Origin of the sequence: Pseudidiomarina sp. PP-1MA, from assembly GCF_041200125.1 — a bacterium.
GTDB classification, from domain to species: Bacteria; Pseudomonadota; Gammaproteobacteria; order Enterobacterales; family Alteromonadaceae; genus Pseudidiomarina; species Pseudidiomarina fusca.
Genome location: NZ_CP165718.1, coordinates 2,686,615 through 2,704,554, shown reverse-complemented (window position 1 = coordinate 2,704,554; position 17,940 = coordinate 2,686,615). Strand labels below are relative to the sequence as shown.

The 17,940-nt window shown below is 48.5% G+C and carries 16 protein-coding genes; 6 read left to right on the top strand and 10 right to left on the bottom strand.

What is annotated here, in order from left to right:
• Positions 1 to 300 precede the first annotated feature (300 nt).
• Genes rpmH through mnmE form a run of 5 tightly spaced genes read left to right on the top strand, consistent with a single transcriptional unit; the run spans position 301 to position 4,099 of the window.
• The gene (rpmH, locus tag AB8S08_RS12830; RefSeq protein WP_110075714.1) at positions 301 to 435 is read left to right on the top strand and encodes a 50S ribosomal protein L34; all 135 of its coding nucleotides are present in this window, start codon (positions 301 to 303) and stop codon (positions 433 to 435) included.
• Entirely contained in the window at positions 436 to 828 is a 393-nt protein-coding gene (rnpA, locus tag AB8S08_RS12825; RefSeq protein WP_110075715.1) for a ribonuclease P protein component, read from the top strand.
• Positions 765 to 1,049, top strand: a complete 285-nt coding sequence (gene yidD / locus AB8S08_RS12820; RefSeq protein WP_369742970.1) for a membrane protein insertion efficiency factor YidD — start codon at positions 765 to 767, stop codon at positions 1,047 to 1,049. The genes rnpA and yidD overlap by 64 nt, the downstream gene beginning before the upstream one ends.
• 2 nt (positions 1,050 to 1,051) lie before the next feature.
• Entirely contained in the window at positions 1,052 to 2,722 is a 1,671-nt protein-coding gene (gene yidC / locus AB8S08_RS12815) for a membrane protein insertase YidC (RefSeq protein WP_369742969.1), read from the top strand.
• 3 nt (positions 2,723 to 2,725) lie between these two features.
• Complete coding sequence (gene mnmE / locus AB8S08_RS12810) at positions 2,726 to 4,099, top strand: tRNA uridine-5-carboxymethylaminomethyl(34) synthesis GTPase MnmE (protein ID WP_369742968.1); 1,374 nt, start codon at positions 2,726 to 2,728, stop codon at positions 4,097 to 4,099.
• 22 nt (positions 4,100 to 4,121) lie between these two features.
• Here mnmE and AB8S08_RS12805 read toward each other — a convergent pair whose 3' ends face one another.
• Positions 4,122 to 6,590, bottom strand: a complete 2,469-nt coding sequence (locus tag AB8S08_RS12805) for a flagellin (RefSeq protein WP_369742967.1) — start codon at positions 6,588 to 6,590, stop codon at positions 4,122 to 4,124.
• A 233-nt stretch (positions 6,591 to 6,823) separates the two neighbouring features.
• Between AB8S08_RS12805 and AB8S08_RS12800 the strand changes: the two genes are divergently transcribed.
• On the top strand, positions 6,824 to 7,972 hold the full coding sequence (locus tag AB8S08_RS12800; RefSeq protein ID WP_369742966.1) for a dicarboxylate/amino acid:cation symporter: 1,149 nt from the start codon (positions 6,824 to 6,826) through the stop codon (positions 7,970 to 7,972).
• Positions 7,973 to 8,057: 85 nt separating this feature from the next.
• Here the strand turns inward: AB8S08_RS12800 and AB8S08_RS12795 are convergent, their stop codons facing one another.
• From AB8S08_RS12795 to motA, 9 genes are all read right to left on the bottom strand, one after another.
• Positions 8,058 to 8,684 carry an OmpA family protein gene (locus AB8S08_RS12795; RefSeq protein ID WP_110075721.1) on the bottom strand — a complete coding sequence of 209 codons (627 nt, stop codon included), beginning with the start codon at positions 8,682 to 8,684 and terminating at the stop codon, positions 8,058 to 8,060.
• A gap of 123 nt (positions 8,685 to 8,807) precedes the next feature.
• The gene (locus tag AB8S08_RS12790; RefSeq protein ID WP_153826538.1) at positions 8,808 to 9,305 is read right to left on the bottom strand and encodes a DUF4199 domain-containing protein; all 498 of its coding nucleotides are present in this window, start codon (positions 9,303 to 9,305) and stop codon (positions 8,808 to 8,810) included.
• A 63-nt stretch (positions 9,306 to 9,368) separates the two neighbouring features.
• On the bottom strand, positions 9,369 to 10,073 hold the full coding sequence (locus tag AB8S08_RS12785; protein WP_313932775.1) for an RNA polymerase sigma factor FliA: 705 nt from the start codon (positions 10,071 to 10,073) through the stop codon (positions 9,369 to 9,371).
• 29 nt (positions 10,074 to 10,102) lie between these two features.
• Positions 10,103 to 10,603 carry a hypothetical protein gene (locus tag AB8S08_RS12780; protein ID WP_369742965.1) on the bottom strand — a complete coding sequence of 167 codons (501 nt, stop codon included), beginning with the start codon at positions 10,601 to 10,603 and terminating at the stop codon, positions 10,103 to 10,105.
• A gap of 9 nt (positions 10,604 to 10,612) precedes the next feature.
• Complete coding sequence (gene flhF / locus AB8S08_RS12775) at positions 10,613 to 12,757, bottom strand: flagellar biosynthesis protein FlhF (RefSeq protein ID WP_369742964.1); 2,145 nt, start codon at positions 12,755 to 12,757, stop codon at positions 10,613 to 10,615.
• Positions 12,754 to 14,835: a flagellar biosynthesis protein FlhA gene (gene flhA / locus AB8S08_RS12770; RefSeq protein WP_369742963.1), complete on the bottom strand. Its 2,082-nt coding sequence runs from the start codon at positions 14,833 to 14,835 to the stop codon at positions 12,754 to 12,756. Before flhA ends, flhF begins: the two co-directional genes overlap by 4 nt.
• On the bottom strand, positions 14,832 to 15,974 hold the full coding sequence (gene flhB, locus AB8S08_RS12765; RefSeq protein WP_110075727.1) for a flagellar biosynthesis protein FlhB: 1,143 nt from the start codon (positions 15,972 to 15,974) through the stop codon (positions 14,832 to 14,834). Before flhB ends, flhA begins: the two co-directional genes overlap by 4 nt.
• A gap of 100 nt (positions 15,975 to 16,074) precedes the next feature.
• A complete protein-coding gene (gene motB, locus AB8S08_RS12760) occupies positions 16,075 to 17,022 on the bottom strand; it encodes a flagellar motor protein MotB (protein ID WP_110075728.1) in 948 nt (315 codons plus the stop codon).
• Positions 17,022 to 17,888 carry a flagellar motor stator protein MotA gene (motA, locus tag AB8S08_RS12755; RefSeq protein WP_110075729.1) on the bottom strand — a complete coding sequence of 289 codons (867 nt, stop codon included), beginning with the start codon at positions 17,886 to 17,888 and terminating at the stop codon, positions 17,022 to 17,024. Before motA ends, motB begins: the two co-directional genes overlap by 1 nt.
• Positions 17,889 to 17,940: the final 52 nt, after the last annotated feature.

Sequence of the window (17,940 nt, the reverse complement as noted above, 5' to 3'; positions counted from 1 at the left end):
ACCTGACTCCATTATTTTGCTTTTATAGTTATGGTCTAGATTTGACTGCCCACGGATCATCTCGATCCTCTGTATTTATTGGTAGTTCAGTCACCGAATAATGAATTTGATTGTACTGAAAAGCCCCGCAGATCGCTAGCGTTTGCGGTAAAATAACTAGGCACTTGTCGCATCTTTATCCACAATCAGAATCATTCTCAACTCAGGTTTGTGGATAGCTTTTTACGTTGACTTTGATCCTTTTAACCGTTAGAATTCGCGCTCTAAATTTTTAGGTAACTCGAATACGGAATTAACGTCATGAAAAGAACATTTCAACCAAGCGTATTGAAGCGCAAGCGCACTCACGGTTTCCGTGCTCGTATGGCAACGAAAAATGGCCGCCAAGTTTTGGCTCGCCGTCGTGCCAAAGGCCGTAAAGTTCTGACTGCTTAATTGAAGCAGAACTATCATTACGGGCGGGAGTTACGACTACTAACTCCCGCGCACTTCCAAACTGTATTTAACTCCCCTCCGGTGAAAGCCGTTACGGCTGAGCTAACTGTGCTCGCTGTTCCCAATTATTCTGATCATCCACGCCTTGGCGTTACTATCTCCAAGAAGAAAGCAAAGCGTGCAGTTGATCGAAATCGCATTAAACGCAAGATTCGCGAGAATTTTCGGCTAAAACAGCATAAAATACCGGCATTCGATATTATCGTTATAGCGAAAAACGGTGTCGTAGACCTTTCAAGCGAAGACCTACAACAACGTCTGGATTATTTATGGCGAACTTTGAGCAAGCGTTGCGAGCAATACCTATCGGCTTTATCAGACTCTACCAGCTGATAATTAGTCCGTTAATCGGCCCCAGATGTCGATTTACCCCAACCTGTTCACAGTACGCCATAGAAGCTATCCAAAACCATGGTATGATGCGTGGCTTCTGGCTTGCCAGTAAACGCATTATTAAATGCCATCCGGGCCATCCCGGTGGATTCGACCCGGTACCAGGAACTGAACCTGTACCGGACCAAGAACATCAAAGTAAAACAGAGACGAAGCACTAATTATGAATTCGCCACGTTCTATCTTGTTTATTGCTTTTTTGGTTGTGAGTTTTTTTCTCTACCAAAATTGGCTGATTGATACCGCTCCCGGCACTGAGAAAATTGCCGGTACTGAACAAACTCAATCACTAGATTCTGGAATTCCAGAAGCCCGTACTGACACAGGCGTAACTAGCAGCAGTGTACCCAATGCGACTAACGCAGATATGCCAGCTACTGCAAACGCGCAACGCAGCCAGTGGGTGACCGTAAAGACTGATGTTCTTGATATTCGCATCGACACCCTAGGTGGTGATGTGGTCAACGCACAACTCTTGAAGTTTGCTCGTACCCAAGACTCTACCGAACGTTTTGAGTTGCTCCACGCAGAAGCCAATAACCTCTATATTGCTCAATCTGGTTTAGTGGGTACTGATGGCACCGACTCCGCCGCTGGCCGCCCTACGTTCCACGTGGAACAGACCACTTTTGAAATGCAAGGCGATGAGTTACGGGTTCCTCTTCATTTAACCCTAGAAGATGGCTCAAGCTTAACTAAAACCTTCGTCTTTACCGCTGGTTCGTATGCCGTTGACGTGATTTACAGCATCCGTAACGCTGGCACCGAGCACAAGCAAATGCAGTATTATGCTCAGCTCAAGCAGGTGATCACTGAAGGTTCTGGCAATATGATGATGCCAACCTATCGCGGTGGTGCTTACTCTTGGGATGAAGACCGCTACGAAAAATATGCCTTTGATGATATGCGTGACCAACGCTTGAATCGCTCAACCGAAAAAGGTTGGATTGCGATGTTAGAGCATTATTTTGTGTCTGCTTGGATTCCTCGTGTTGAAGGCACCAAAACATTGTTTTCTCGAGTTATTGGTGGTGACCAGGCCATCATGGGCATGATGTACCCAACCACGGTGGTTGCTCCAGGTGCCACTGCCGAAATCAAATCAACTTTGTTTATGGGTCCTAAAGACCAAGACGCTATGGAGTTGGTTGCAGAAGACCTTAACCTCACCGTAGATTATGGCTTCTTATGGTGGCTAGCTCAGCCCATCTTTAAGTTACTGCAGTTCTTGCAAAGCTTCTTGATTAACTGGGGCTTGTCTATCATCGCCGTCACCGTGGTGATTAAACTGGTGCTCTATCCGCTAACCAAAGCACAATACGTGTCTATGGCTAAAATGCGCATGATTCAGCCCAAAATGCAGGCATTACGCGAGCGCTACGGCGATGACCGTCAAAAAATGTCGCAAGCCATGATGAAGATGTACAAAGAAGAGAAAGTAAATCCTCTCGGTGGTTGTTTGCCGATGTTACTGCAACTTCCAATCTTCTTAGCCTTGTATTGGGTTCTGTTGGAAAGCGTTGAATTACGCCATGCACCATTGTTCCTGTGGATTTCAGATCTTTCTGCAAAAGACCCGTTCTTTATTCTACCGATTTTGATGGGTGCATCTATGTTCTTTATGCAGCGGTTACAACCGACCCCTGCTACCGATCCGATGCAGCAAAAACTACTGCAGTTTATGCCATTGATTTTCACTGTCTTCTTCCTGTGGTTCCCATCAGGCTTAGTTCTGTACTGGTTAAGCAGCAACTTGATCACTATTGGTCAGATGCAGTGGATTTACCGCGGCCTTGAGAAGAAAGGCATGATGGAACGTAAGAAGAAGAAATAATTCATGAGCTTTCATTTGGCTAACGACACCATTGTTGCTCAGGCCACGCCCCCAGGGCGTGGCGGTGTTGGTATCGTTCGCGTGAGCGGACCCGCTGCACGTGTGGTGGCTGAACGTATCCTGGGCCACTGTCCAGTACCGCGTAAGGCTGAATACCTGCCATTTAAAGATTTATCCGGCAATCTCCTTGATGAGGGGATTGCCCTATTCTTTCAAGGTCCTCATTCTTTTACCGGCGAAGATGTGCTGGAGTTGCAAGGCCATGGCGGTCCGATCCTGATCGACATGATTATTAAGGCCATTCTAGACTTTCCAGATGTTCGCCCCGCTCGCCCCGGCGAATTCAGCGAGCGCGCGTTCCTAAACGATAAGTTAGATTTAACTCAAGCCGAAGCTATTGCTGATTTGATTGATACCACCTCAGAACAAGCTGCAAAAGCGGCTTTACAGAGCTTACAGGGCGGTTTCTCGCATGAAATTGATCAGCTCGTTGACCAAGTTATTCACTTGCGAATGTATGTCGAAGCTGCCATTGATTTTCCTGAAGAAGAAATTGATTTTCTAAGCGACGGCAAAGTTTCTGGCGATTTAGAAGCCATCATTGACCGGCTCCAACAAGTGATGGTGCAAGCCAAGCAAGGCTCTTTGTTACGCGAAGGCATGAAGGTGGTGATTGCAGGTCGCCCCAACGCCGGTAAATCGTCGCTCCTGAATGCTTTGGCGGGGCGTGAATCTGCCATAGTGACAGCCATCGCTGGCACCACCCGCGACGTCTTACGCGAGCATATTCAAATTGACGGCATGCCACTTCATATCATCGACACCGCTGGCTTACGCGAAAGCCCTGATGAGGTTGAGCAAATTGGCATTGCCCGAGCCTGGGACGAAATACGCGGCGCTGACCGTGTCCTGTTTATGGTTGATGCTACTGAAACAAACGCCGTACATCCTGCTGACATTTGGCCGGAGTTTTTCGCTCAATTACCTGACGACTTACCTTACACAGTGATTCGCAACAAAGTAGATCTCAACCAAGAACCGGTAGCTTTAGAGGATATTGGTGGTATTCCGGTGCTCCATCTTTCGGCCAAAACTGGGCATGGCGTTGAGTTGCTGCGTGAGCACCTTAAACACTGTGTGGGCTATCAAGCTACCAGTGAAGGTAGTTTTATGGCTCGCAGGCGCCATTTAGACGCCTTAGAACGCGCCCGTGACCACCTGCTGATAGGGCAAGAACAGTTAGAACTAAATTTAGCGGGCGAGTTGCTCGCTGAAGAGTTACGTCTAACCCAGCAGCATCTGAATGAAATCACTGGCGAATTCACCTCTGATGACCTACTAGGCAAAATTTTTAGTAGTTTCTGTATCGGGAAGTGAAACGGCCATCTACCGCCAGTACTTAGCTATTCAACAAGGCCAAAACCGTTTCAGGAACAGCGTTGGCTTGGGCTAATACGCTTTGTGCGGCTTGGTTGATTATCTGTGCTTTGGCTAATCGAGAAGTTTCCAACGCATAATTTGCATCCATAATCCTACTTTTGGCAGCACTTAGATTGGTTACCATCCCTGCATTATGATCAATAGCTGCACTCAAACGGTTTTCCATCGCCCCCAAGTAACTGCGCTTGGCATCAACCATACCAATAGCTCTATCCAAAGCTGCTAATGGGTTGGGTGGCTGACGCAAACGGAAGTCTTCACCCATTTCGCGAATATTCAATTGAGTATGCGCCACCCCATCATCGACAAAGCCATCGGCATCGGTGATGGCTGTAACACTATAATTAACACCCGCTGAGACATTACTCGGATAGTAAAAAACCACCTCACTGCCACCATTTTTAGTCCGTATTACAACCTCTCCGGTACTATCTAAGTCGACCAAAGTCGCTGTTTTATAGCCGCTAAAGTCAGTACTTGAACTCGGTAGTTGAAAAAAGTAATTACCATCGTCACTTTGCCGCAACACATCCGTATAGGTTTGTCCTTCAAGATCGGTATAATTCACGCTTACATTGCGGGTATCGATAAGGATTTCAGAATAACCAGATACACGGTCCTGCTGCTGAGCTGTTGCACCTAAAATCAGAGGAGTAGTTTGGGTTGCATCCGCTCGCACTGCGCTCAGTTGCTGTTGCCCATCAAACTCGAGGTCAACATTCGCGTTAAAGTAGGCGCTGCTACCATCGGCTTGCTCGCCACGAATCACCCATTGCCCCAACCCATCATTTCGTTGCACGAGAGTGAGGTTTGATAATCCGGAAAAGTCTGCACCACTAAATTCTACGTTCGCAAATGCAGTAAAATCCTTAGCGGGTGTCGCCCAGCTTGAAACGCTCGCTGCGCTGGCCAAATCAACACCAGTAAAGCTTTGGCTAGCCGCCGTCAACGCTAAGTCGTACTCTTCACTTACATTACTCAACGCGTAATAGCTATTATTTGCTGCTTGCAGATACAAATCGCCGCTAGCTGTGTCTTCTACAAGAACGGCCCCAAGATAATTGAGAATCACTTCATCAACCGCGGTTAAGGCGTAGTCATTACCAGCAAAATTAAAGCTATCAGTCACTGCGACAAAGGTCTCCGACCCAGTCGGGGTGGTGGCGCTTGCTTCTGCATCCAGGCGTAAACGATCGGTTTGTTCAATAGCGGCTACGCGTTGATAACGCATGTCACTCCCGCTACCACTTTGAATATAGAACTCGCTGGTACTATCTGCTTGCACTAATGCCGCAGAGGGTAACGAGTTACCACTATCGCTCACAAAACTAACGTTTGCGGCTGCAGCTAGGTTGTAATCGATACCAGCAATAGTAAAATCATTTTCAACCGCCGTGTAGCTCCCCATTTCCGGATTCGATGGAGCATAACTGCTTTGTGCCGGATACACTTTATAGGTGTAGGGGTTACCATCGATGTCATACCCCGTCGCCCAGTCTTCTTCGTATTGCAGCAAGGTATTGGCCTCACGGTAACTCAAACTATCATCGGCGTTGCGAGACTCAATGTAAAAGGTGCCATCCGCTTCTAGCAGACGCTCATTAGGGTTAAGCGCTGGCAAATCGTTACTTCCTGCATTCAGCGTAGGATTAAATAAGTCATAAGCTGGCGTGATGGTCACCGAGCTAGTATCCGTGGCGGTAGTATGGGTCGCCGCAACATTTAACCGGACAAACCCCTCAGCATCGTCACTAGCGTAATAGCCCACACTTGGATTGTAGAACAGCGGCAGATTCACCCCATCTGCGCTCAGCGTTGTAGCTGCATCATACAAGCCAATGTGCTGAGCTACACCGGTTAACTGATTGCGCTCAGTAATGGTTGTTGGTGGACCAGCGATGTTAAATCCGGCCAAGCCTAGCGCATCAGTTGAGAACCCTGGGCCGGTCAGATCAAGCTGCAGCGTTTGTTGGTCGTTAGCCCCCACTTGCATGCTGATTCTGTTTGCACCGCCGTTAAGGAGCTTTAATCCGTTGAAGTTGGTCTTTTCGGCGAGGCGGTCGATTTCTTTTAAATGCTGATTAATTTCTGCCTGAACCGTATCTTTGTCTTGTTTATTTAAGTTATCACTTAAACCTTGCACACTGAGCTCACGAATTCGTTGCAGGCGCTCATTGATACTATCAAGCACACCAAGGGCTGTTTGACTCAACGAAATGGCATCTTGAGCATTACGAGACGCTTGCTGTAAACCGCGCGTTTGACTACTAAAGCGATTAGCTATCGCAGCACCGGCAGCATCATCTTTGGCATGGTTAATTCTTAGCCCCGACGACAGTCGTTCAAGAGCGACTGCCACCGTTGATTTCGCTTGCCATAAATGGGCTTGACCTTTGTGCGAAAGAATATTGGTATTAATTATCGACATACCTGTCCTTGCCATATTCCATAGGTAAAAGTAGAAACTCAATGATGCTATACAGAAGTTATCGGATAGCCGGCGACATTCTTTAATTTCTATGCGCCAGTTCATGACGCGACATCAATCGCAAGGCCCTAGCTACTGAACTAAAACTTTTCCCCCTTAGTGACTTTATTTGCGATAATGCAACGGTATAGATAAGTCATCACGACACATTTTTATAATAACGAGAGAACATCATGGGTCTTATAATCAAACTCATTCTAGGGATTGTTGCAGGTACACTTATTGGCCTCTACACCCCCGATTGGATGACACAGCTGCTACTAACCTTCAAAGCAATTTTTGGTCAGCTACTATTTTTTACCATTCCGCTGCTCATCCTGTTTTTTATCACAAGCGGTATCGCTGGATTACCACAAAATTCTGGAAAACTACTCGGACGCACCCTTGGTATCGCCTATTTATCCACAATCATCGCCGGTATTGTCGCCTATTTTGTGGCCAGCATTGTGGTGCCTTTCTTAACTACTGCCGCTAAGAGTGCTAAACAAACAGACGCTAACTCGCTGGAACCATTTCTTACCTTAGATATGCCCCCCGTATTTGGGGTTATGACAGCATTGGTCCTGGCTTTTATATTTGGGTTAGGGATTGCAAGCACCAAGGCTGAAAACTTAAAGCAAATAAGTGACCAGGGCCGTGACATCATCGAGTTACTGTTAGGCAAGGTGATCATTCCTTTATTGCCAATCTATATTGCTGGCGTATTTGCAGAAATGGCCGCTGCCGGCACTGTTTTCGCTACCCTCAAAACCTTTGGTATCATCTTACTGCTAGCAGTTGCACTGCACTGGGTTTATATCACCGCGATTTATACCCTTGCCGCCGTGAAATCAGGGCGTAATCCTTTTGCGCTTATCAAAAACATGTTGCCAGCCTACTTTACTGCGCTTGGTACCATGTCTAGCGCTGCGACTATTCCGGTCACCTTGCAGAGCGTGAAAAACAATAAGGTTAATGATGACGTGGCCAACTTCGCCGTGCCTTTGTGCGCGACGGTGCATTTGGCAGGTTCAACAATCACCATTGTTAGCTGTACTCTTGCGGTAATGTATTTACATAGCGCACTCGCTATTCCGTCATTTCTTACCATACTGCCATTCATTTTGATGCTAGGCGTGGTGATGTTGGCTGCGCCAGGAGTACCAGGTGGTGCGGTGATGTCGGCGGTTGGTTTGCTGGGATCTATGCTGGGTTTTGGCGAGACCGCCATTGCTCTTATGATTGCCCTTTATATGGCCCAAGATAGCTTCGGCACTGCCTGTAATGTTACTGGCGATGGTGCGATTGCGCTGCTAGTCGATTCGTCACGGCAGCAAGCATAATTGATTGGTTTTATAAATAAAAACCCGCCTTTATAAGGCGGGTTTTTTGATGGTTAATAACTAGCGTTGCCAATGCGCTTAAGCGCTAAGCTTGATTTGGCACAATTCGTAACTCTACGCGGCGGTTTAACTGCCGTCCAGACTGAGTATTGTTATCTGCAACCGGCATGGTTTCACCATACCCAACTGTCGTAACTCGGCGACTATCTACTGCTTGACCTACTAAATGGTTACGGACTGCATTTGCACGGTTCACACTAAGGGTTTGATTATATTCGGCAGCCCCGGTGCTATCCGTGTGACCTTCCACAATCATGGTGGTTTTGTTGTATTTATTCAACACCTTAGCAACATCATTAAGAACCGGATAAAAACCTTCGCTGACCACCGTGCTATCGGTAGCAAAGGTTATGGCGCTAGGCAATTGTAGGCGAATATTGTCACCATCACGGATAACTTCAACACCGCTACCTGCTAGCTCTTGGCGAAACTCCTCTTCTTGCTGGTCCATATAGTTACCGATCGCGCCACCGGCGATAGCGCCTACGACAGCACCCCATGCATACCGACTTTTATCATGGTCGCCCGTGCCTTTACCTAATACGGCACCTGCTACAGCGCCGATTGCTGCGCCTTTTTGAGCATTGGTCATATTGGCACAACCGGTTGCCACTAGGGACGACATGGCTACCACTAACATAAGCTTTTTCATACAAGGTTCCTTTTAATGCTGATTCAAGACCAAACATAGCTTACTAGCTTTCTTTACAATGAAAGTAGCACATACATCCTGACAATAAAGCTTTCTTTGCGTGTTCTTTACCCTCAACCAAGCTTACTTAGTAGCTGGGGATTGCGGCGTTCTACGAACAAAAAATGCCACCACCAACGAGGTGAGAACCCCCATCACAAAGGCCCCAAGCACGGCTTGCAACATGTAGCTTTGCAATGAGAAATATTGGGCCGCAGCCGTGGCCTCCATGAGTCCGTTCTGCACCGCATAGTCTGCCATATTAGTGAAGAAATGCGGACTAATCAGGGTATGGATAACCCATTGCGATAGTGGCGTTAATAAGGCGACAAAAACACTGATTAATAGGCCGCATTTAAATGCTTGCCCCCAACTAATCAAGCCTCCAAAAACACGATCTCGCTTATCCCGTAGCGCCAGCACATAGATGGTTATTGCTACAATCGCGAACACATTAGTATAAATCGCATGTTCTTCTATACGTGTGCTATGCAATCCGAACAGTCGCTCGATCAGCATCCACACCCACATCGCTAGAGTAAAGATAACGGCCCAGCGCAATTCTAGTTTGATAGCATTCATAGGGTTGTCCTTGTTTTATTATAGTTCTTATTGCGATAACAACTTCAAGAGGTATAGCAGAAACTAGCTATATTGCCCAATTCGCGCGCGAATACGTTTAATCGCTTGGCTATGCAATTGACTCACTCGAGATTCGGTGACATCAAGCACCGCGCCAATTTCTTTAAGATTTAGTTCTTCTTGGTAGTAAAGCGTCATCACCAACTGCTCACGCTCGGGTAAGGCTTCAATAGCCTGCAGCAAGAGTCCTTTGAGTTCGGCATCACCAAAGAGATTCTCGGGCTGGCTGGCTGGATTTTCCGCAGACTCGGTGTGAGGGCTATCCTCCAACATATCGTCGTAAGACATGATAAGCCCGTTATTGGTATCCAATAACAGCTGTTGATAATCGCTCAAAGACATATCTAAGGCTGCTGCAATTTCGCGCTCTTCGGGGCTGCGACCCAACTGCTGTTCTAGCTTGCGTATCGTCTGTTCAAGTTCGCGGCCGCTGCGGCGCACACTGCGCGGCAACCAATCGCGACTCCGCAGCTCATCAATCATGGCGCCACGAATACGTTGATGGGCATAGGTTGAAAACGCCACACCTGCCTCAGCATCAAAACGCTCGACACAACTTAACAGGCCTTCAACGCCAGCTTGGATAAGATCGTCCACATCGATACCCGCCGGCAACCGCACTTTCAAGCTAAAGGCTTGTTTGCGCACCAGCGGATAGTATTGCTCTATCAAGCTCTGTTTGTTGATTTTTCCTGCGGCCGTATACATGCGTTAGGGTCCTGTTTTGTTGCACCAAATTAAGACGACAAGACTAATAATTCAATATTAAAGTAGCGTTTGGCGACATCTTGTAAATTAGCCAATAAACCTCGCCGCGCCAAGCTTGCTTGGTGTAACGCAAGGATCTGCTTCGGTGCACCCGCCTGGTGCATGGCTTTCAAGGCTCGATAAGCCCGTGCGAAACTATCTAAATCATCATTTATCCAAAGCGCCCAGCGTTGGTAAGTACCCACCAACCTAGCCATCTCAGGATAATCTGATGCAACGGGTATCACCCGCCATTGACTCGGATCACCCACCCATTTTTTACCAGCCGCGGCCCAGCGTTGAAACACCTCTAATGCCGCTAAGGCATGTTGCTCTTGCAAACTAGGCAAGCCGAGCACGACCACTTGCTGCCCGCTGAATTGTGACTCATTCGATGGACTCACCTGTTCACTCACCGCTTTCTGCTGGTCTTGCGGTTGGTCTTGCCGCTGCGCAGCCCATTGGCGCAAACTTGCTGCTTGATCACTCATACTACTGCGTTATGCTCCTGCTTGTCGCCCTGCTGCCACCAACGCTTGGTGAGCCTGTAAAACTCGCAACATACCAGGCACTAATTTATCCCCCTGCACGCGTCCACGTTTACCGGTTAAGCTAAGTAACTCACCCCGTAAATGGGCCGCTTCAGGGTGCTGACTGTACTCTAACTGCAAGGCGGCGGCGGCCAGAGTTCCAGCCAACAGCAACTGTAATGGCTGTCCGGCCTCACGCATAGTAGCTTTCAATTCTTGCCATGCCAGCCTGGTCAAACGACTGTACTCTTCGCTTTGCAGCATTGCTTTAACCCGAACTACGAGTTGCTCCGCACTACATCTGCTATCAAGCATCCAATAACGGCGCTGCACGGGGTTTTTACCACTGCCGCCATGTAATTCACCATAGACTACCTGATAAGGTGCGTCTGCTTGATGACTGTCTGCGGCAGCAATGCGCAACTCTAACCGGCGCATTTCGCCACGATACAGGAGGTTCTGTTTGGTTAGCGGAATAGCATGCTTCTTAACTAAATCAACGACTGCAAGCTCAGCCCCTTGAAAGCTTAATTTGTGGTTTAGATTTAAACTCACCAACCAACCGGTTCCATGTTCGATAAATATCTCTAACAGGGTGGTCGCAGGTAAATAATCAAATAACTGCACCGGTGCCAACTGATAGTCCGGTTGCAACTCATCAGCTTGCTGCAATACCGCCGGTAATTGTGGCGAACCGTCGGCGTTTAGGGCCAAATGGGGCGTGCGATGCTGCCAACCTTGCAATGGTTGTGGTGCCGCCCAACGCAACAGCGGAGGAGCCGCTGCAGCAGTGCTAGCATTTTCCGTAAAGGCCATAGCCTGCAGAGGACTGGGCCATTGCTGGGTGCGCCAAGCTTGCTCAAATTCGGTAAATCCTGCCAGTTGCGCTCGTAACGCTTGGATACTCGACTGAATCACCGAGCCTTGACTGATCACTTGGTTAGCCGCCAAGCCGGTAGCCATAGGTTGTTCCCACTCGGCTTGGGCCAGCACCGATTCATTCACCTCGTTCGCTAAACTCTGACTGATCAGCGCAACAATATCTGGTGCCTGAATATCTTCTGGCACGCGTTGCCCGACCGAACACGATTGAATGGTTAGCTTATGCCGAATAACCGTATCTAACACGCCCCCAAGTAGCGCTGACTCGTCTAGTTTGGTGAGCACACAGTCTCTTACTGGCAATCCACTTTCGGCACCTAAACGCTGATAAATGGTAGCTACTTCGGCTAATGTTTCAGGTTGCGAGGCGGCATTTAACAGCAATACCACGCGCGTAGAATCTTTATAATCATCAGCACCTAGCGCAGCGATTTTCTGGGCTAAACGCTGGTCTCTTTGGCTCATGCCGACCGTATCCACTAACACCAACCGTTTGCCCTGCATTTTCTCCTGCAAGCTGTTCATGGTGTCGCCTTCGGCCAAGGCATGCATCTCTACATTAAGGAGCTCAGCATAAATAGCTAGTTGTTGTTGAGCCCCAATCCGATAACTATCCGTTGTTACTAACAACAGGCTATCGTGGCCATGGCGCATCACGTAGTGAGCTGCCAACTTAGCTGTGGTGGTGGTTTTTCCCACCCCGGTCGGGCCTACTAACGCAAGCACCCCTTGGTGCTCAAGTAAGTCCCAAGTTCCAGCATGATGGCTTATGCGTGCACCTAATTGCTGCTCAAGCCATTCTTGTGCTGCGGTTAACTGCTTGGCGGAATGATTTAAATGCACCGGTAGCAATGCTACTAATTGGCGGGCTAGCTCATCGCTATAGCCGCCCGCTCGCATCTTGCGATACAGCTTACGTTTATTGTCGTCGGGTACTTTTAGCCCTTGCTGTTGGTGCAACATCGCCCGCATGTCCTGCACGTCGCTTAACAGCTGCTGTGCCACTTGTGAAAAGTCGCTACCGGCAATAACACCCGAGGTGGTCTGATGCCCGTTCGTTGACGGAGCTGTAGTGTCACTTAACTGCAACAGTTCTGCTTCAGCAATGGCAAAAATCTCTGCCCCTTGTGCCGTTTTGCGGGATAATACAATCACCGCATCATCGCCCAAAGCATCACGTACTTGGCGCATTGCATCTTTATGGCTGGCCGCTAAAAAGCGCCGAATACTCATGCCCTTTCTCCGATTACGGTCACTACTTGTATACTACGATCATCTGGAATTTCAGCCTGCGATAATACTACCAAATCACGTAGCTGACGGCGCAAAAAGTGAGACAACAGTGGCCGTAAATTAGGTGCTACCACCAATACCGGTGGTAACCCCATAGCTTCAGCTTTGTGCATGGCTTGCTCGGTTTGTTGTTGTAACGTCATCGCTAAGCTAGGCTCAATTGAGCTATTTTGCTGCAAAGCTTGGCTTAACATGGTTTCTAGCTGCATGTCTAAGCCCATTACTTGCAGATTACGCTCGCCGCCAAACCATTTTTGCGTGATATTACGCCCCAAAGCTATACGCACTCGGGCCGTTAATTCATGCACATCAGACTGTTGTCCTTCAAACTCTGCCAGTGTATCAAAAATCGAGCGTAAATCGCGGATAGATACGTCTTCTTCTAGCAAGTATTGCAGCACCCGCTGTAGGGTCGTTACGGTCACGCACTTAGGAATAACGTCATCAACTAACGCCTTATTCTCTTCGCCCAGCTTGTCTACCAACTGCTGCACCTCTTGGCGACCGAGTAAATCTGCCGAATAGCGCTGTAACAGATGGTTTAAATGAGTTGCCACAACAGTACTTGCATCAACCACCGTGTAGCCAAAGATTTGTGCATGCTCACGTTGATTCGCTTGAATCCAATGGGCCGGCAAACCAAACGCCGGGTCAGTGGTTTCTATCCCTTCTATCGCCCCAGTTACTTGCCCCGGATTAATCGCCAGCCAACGATCAGGGTAAATCTCCGCACGACCAATCTCACCGCCTTTCAGGGTAATGGTATAGGTGTTTGGTTTGAGCTCTAAATTATCGCGAATATGAACCACCGGTGGTAGAAAGCCCACTTCTTGGGCAAACTTCTTACGCACACTTTTTATTCGTCCTAGCAGTTCACCTTGCTGATTATCATCCACCAGTGCTATCAATCGATGGCCAACTTCCATGCCCAAAGTATCCACTAACTGCACATCTTGCCAACTAGCTTCAGGGCTACTGAAGGTGGGTGCAGGAGCTGCTTCGGTGGCGCTGGCTGCGGCTTGCTGTTGCTGCTGCTTTTGCTGTAAATACCAAGCAAATCCGCCCAACATGGCGGTGAACAACAAGAAGATAAAGTTTGGCATGCCTGGCACTAAACCAAGCAAACCAATCACCCCGGCCGCCAAATACAGCACCTTGGGGCTGATAAAGAGTTGTTTTATAAGCTGCTGGCCAACATCTTGCTCGGTGTTGACCCTAGATACAGTTACGCCGGCTGCGGTTGAGATAATCAGCGCAGGAATCTGTGCCACCAAGCCGTCCCCGATGGTCAGCAACACATAAGTATGGGCTGCGTCACCGGCACTCATATTGTGCTGCATAACCCCAATTAATAAGCCGCCAATAATGTTCACTACCATGATCACAATACCGGCTACAGCATCACCACGAACAAACTTACTGGCACCGTCCATCGACCCGTAAAACTCGGCCTCTTGAGCAACTTCTTGGCGGCGTCGACGAGCTTCTTCTTCACCAATCAGGCCGGCGTTAAGATCGGCGTCAATCGCCATTTGCTTGCCGGGCATAGCGTCTAACGTGAACCTAGCTCCAACTTCAGCAATACGTCCGGCACCCTTGGTAATCACCATAAAGTTAATAATGACCAAAATGGCAAAGACCACTAGGCCAACCGCAAAATTACCGCCTACCAAGAATTCACCAAAGGCTTCAATCACCTTGCCTGCCGCGTCTCCTCCGTTATGCCCCTCCATCAACACCACTCGGGTTGAGGCCACGTTCAAGCTCAGACGTAATAGCGTGGTAAACAGCAATACAGCAGGAAATGCAGCAAATTCAAGAGGCTTTTCGGTGAACATACTCACCAATAACACCATCAAGCTGAGCGCAATGTTAAAGGTAAACAAAAAGTCCAAGGCAAAGGGCGGCAATGGCAATACCATCATCGCCAAAATCATCAAAATTAGAACCGGGCCCACCAACACTTGCAGCCGTGCAGTGGTCAAGCTACCCGCGAGGGCTTGATAGCTTAATTTCATGATGCGGGTACCTCATAATCTGCAGGAACAACAATGTTTTCAGGCGTTGGCGGCACAGCGACGGTGCCTTGCTCTGCGCGTTTTAACTGGAACGCCCAAGCTAAAACCTCGGCCACAGCGGTATAGAGAGCGGCAGGGATCTCATGCCCTAAATCAACGTGAGTATACAATGCTCGCGCCAAGGGTGCAGCCTCTAAGCGGGGGATCTGGTGTTCATCACCTAACTCTCGAATACGCTGAGCCACCAAATCTGTCCCTTTGGCAATCACTCTGGGGGCACCCATGGCACCATCTTGATACGACAAAGCCACGGCATAGTGAGTTGGGTTAGTAATAATCACGTCGGCTTTTGGCACCTCACTCATCATTCGACGCCGGGCCATAGCTTGTTGCTGCTGTCTAATCTTACCTTTAACGTGCGGGTCACCCTCTGTTTCCTTGTTTTCTCGTTTGACTTCTTCTTTGCTCATCCGCAATTTTTTTGTATGGGTGAATAATTGATAGGGCACGTCAAACAGTACCACCACTATTAATGTTAGAATCATCAGCAGGCAGGCGAGTGCAGCAAGTTTCATGGCCTCAAACAAAGCACTCTTAACGTTTAGTGACATCAGCGCCAAAAAAGTATCGCGGTGTTGCCATAAAAACAGCATCAATACGCCGCCCACCAAGATCGACTTCGCCAAAGCTTTACCTAATTCTGCCAACGCCTGGCTCGAGAACGTGCGCTTAAGTCCTTTTAGTGGGTTAAGCTTTTCAAATTTCGGCTGCAAAGATTTAGCCGACACCACCCAACCACCTAATAGCGCCGGAGCAATCAAGGCCAACAGCAGCATCACGGCAAACAGAGGCAACAGCGCCAGCAGTGCTGATTGGCCCAACTCTAGAACATTTTGCAGCATAGGCCCGGCTTCAGACACTTGTAGGCGTTCAAACAGAAAAGCTTGCTCCATCACCCTACCCAAGTTTTGATAAAGGGTTTCGCTTACGGCCCAAAGCACGCCAACGCCGCCAAAAAGTATGACAAATGTAGTTAACTCACGCGATCGTGCAACCTGACCTTCTTCCCGCGATTTTTCAATTCGCCTGGCCGTGGGGTCTTCTGTTTTTTCCTGATCGCTGGTTTGTTCTTCTGCCATCGCTGCTGCTACGCAATAAAAACTTAGAGTTAGGGATATTGCGCTCTAGTATGCCGCAGTTGAGGCGGTTTGAAGGACTGAATAACGGGGTTAGAACCCTTTATTTCGAGGACTGTTTGGTGCTTGGTGGATCGCTAACACGCGGGTCGACCACTGACGGGTCTATAGCTTCAGGGTCAGCAACGGGAGCTGGTTCAGCTTGCTGATCTTGAGGGAAAAATCCTTGGCGCTTAATGAAAGCTGCCGATTCTGGCGTATGCACCACAATAGTAATGCGTCTATTACGCGGATCAGCCGGCTCGGTCCCGTCTAAGGGAATGCGGTCCGCAGCTCCCATCACCAGTAACAACTGGTCCGAGTTAAACCCGCCTTGCAGAAGCGCTTTGCGCGACTCGTTGGCTCGATCGGCTGACAATTCCCAATTACTGTAACCTCGCTCACCACCAGCATAAGGTAAGCTATCGGTATGGCCAGCAATGGTTATTTCATTGGGTAATTCATTTAATAAGGGGGCTAACGTCTCTAATAGGCGCTGCATGTAGGGTGCTATGGTGTCACTACCGATCTCAAACATGGGTTTGGTTTCGGTGTCTAACATCATGATGCGTAAGCCTTCGCGAGTCACGTCAAAACGTAATTGTGCTTTAAGTGCACGCAGAACGGGGTCGCGATCTATCGCAGCCTCTACCCGTTGCCGTAATTTATTGAATTGTTGGCGCGTATCCGCTGGCCGCGTCTCACGACGCAGATCGATACGAGCCTGCTCGCCAGCGCTATGAGAGGGATCATCACCACCTCCTTTGATAGCGCTGGTACTGGCCGACGCTCGGTCACCACCAGCCATAGCTACTAACAAGGGTGTGCGAAAATATTCAGAAATACTTTGCTTCTGCTTTTCCGACGACATCGACAAAATCCACATCACCAAAAACAACGCCATCAACGCCGTCATAAAGTCCGCCAGCGCAATCTTCCAACTGCCGCCGTGGTGTTTCTTTATGATTTTCTTGCGCCGAATAATAATCGGTCGTTGTTGCTGGTCATTCATCACGAGGCGTCCGATTTTGCTCCACGTACATAGTCTTCAAGCTCATTGAAGCTAGGACGCTCTTCCGAGAATAACGCCTTACGGCCAAATTCAACCGCCAATTGCGGTGCATAGCCGTGCATACTGGCAAGGAGAGTCACTCGAATCACCTGGAGGGTTTTCGACATTTCTTGCACTTGCCGTTCAACGCGACTGGCAAGCGGATTGATAAAGCCGTAACCCAATAAAATACCAAGGAAAGTTCCGACCAATGCATGAGCAATCATGTTACCCATAACATCCGGCGGTACATCGGCAGTACTTAATGCCCGCACTACCCCGAGCACAGCTGCAACGATACCAAAAGCCGGCATGGCGTCACCTACTTTACTCAAGGCATCCGCTGGGATTTCTCCTTCGGCTTCAAAGGTTTCTATTTCGTGCAGCATCAACTCATCTAGTTCTTGTGGGTTCATGTTGCCACTAATCATGAGGCGTAGATAATCTGAGATGAAGTTCAGCATCATCTCATCTTCTAGCACATCAGGATGTTCGCTGAAAATGGCACTTTCGGTAGGATTTTCAATATCTCGCTCTACCGCCAACATCCCGTCTCGGCGCATTTTATTGAGTAGTTTATAAATCACCGCCAGTAATTCGAGGTAGGTTTCGTTGGTGTATTTGGTCGAGGGCTTAACTCGCTTAGCCATCTTTAAGGTAGCTTTTATAGCCTTGCCATTATTTGCCGCAACAAAGGCTCCAAGCCCGGCACCACCAATGATGACAAACTCTAACGGCTGGAACAAAGGCCCTAACGAACCACCCGCCAAGGCATAACCACCAAACACCGAAGCAATAACAATGATAAACCCTAGAGGAACGAGCACGGCCTAATCCTTCTCTTTTTTACTATAAGAATTTTATCGGCCACAACAGGCG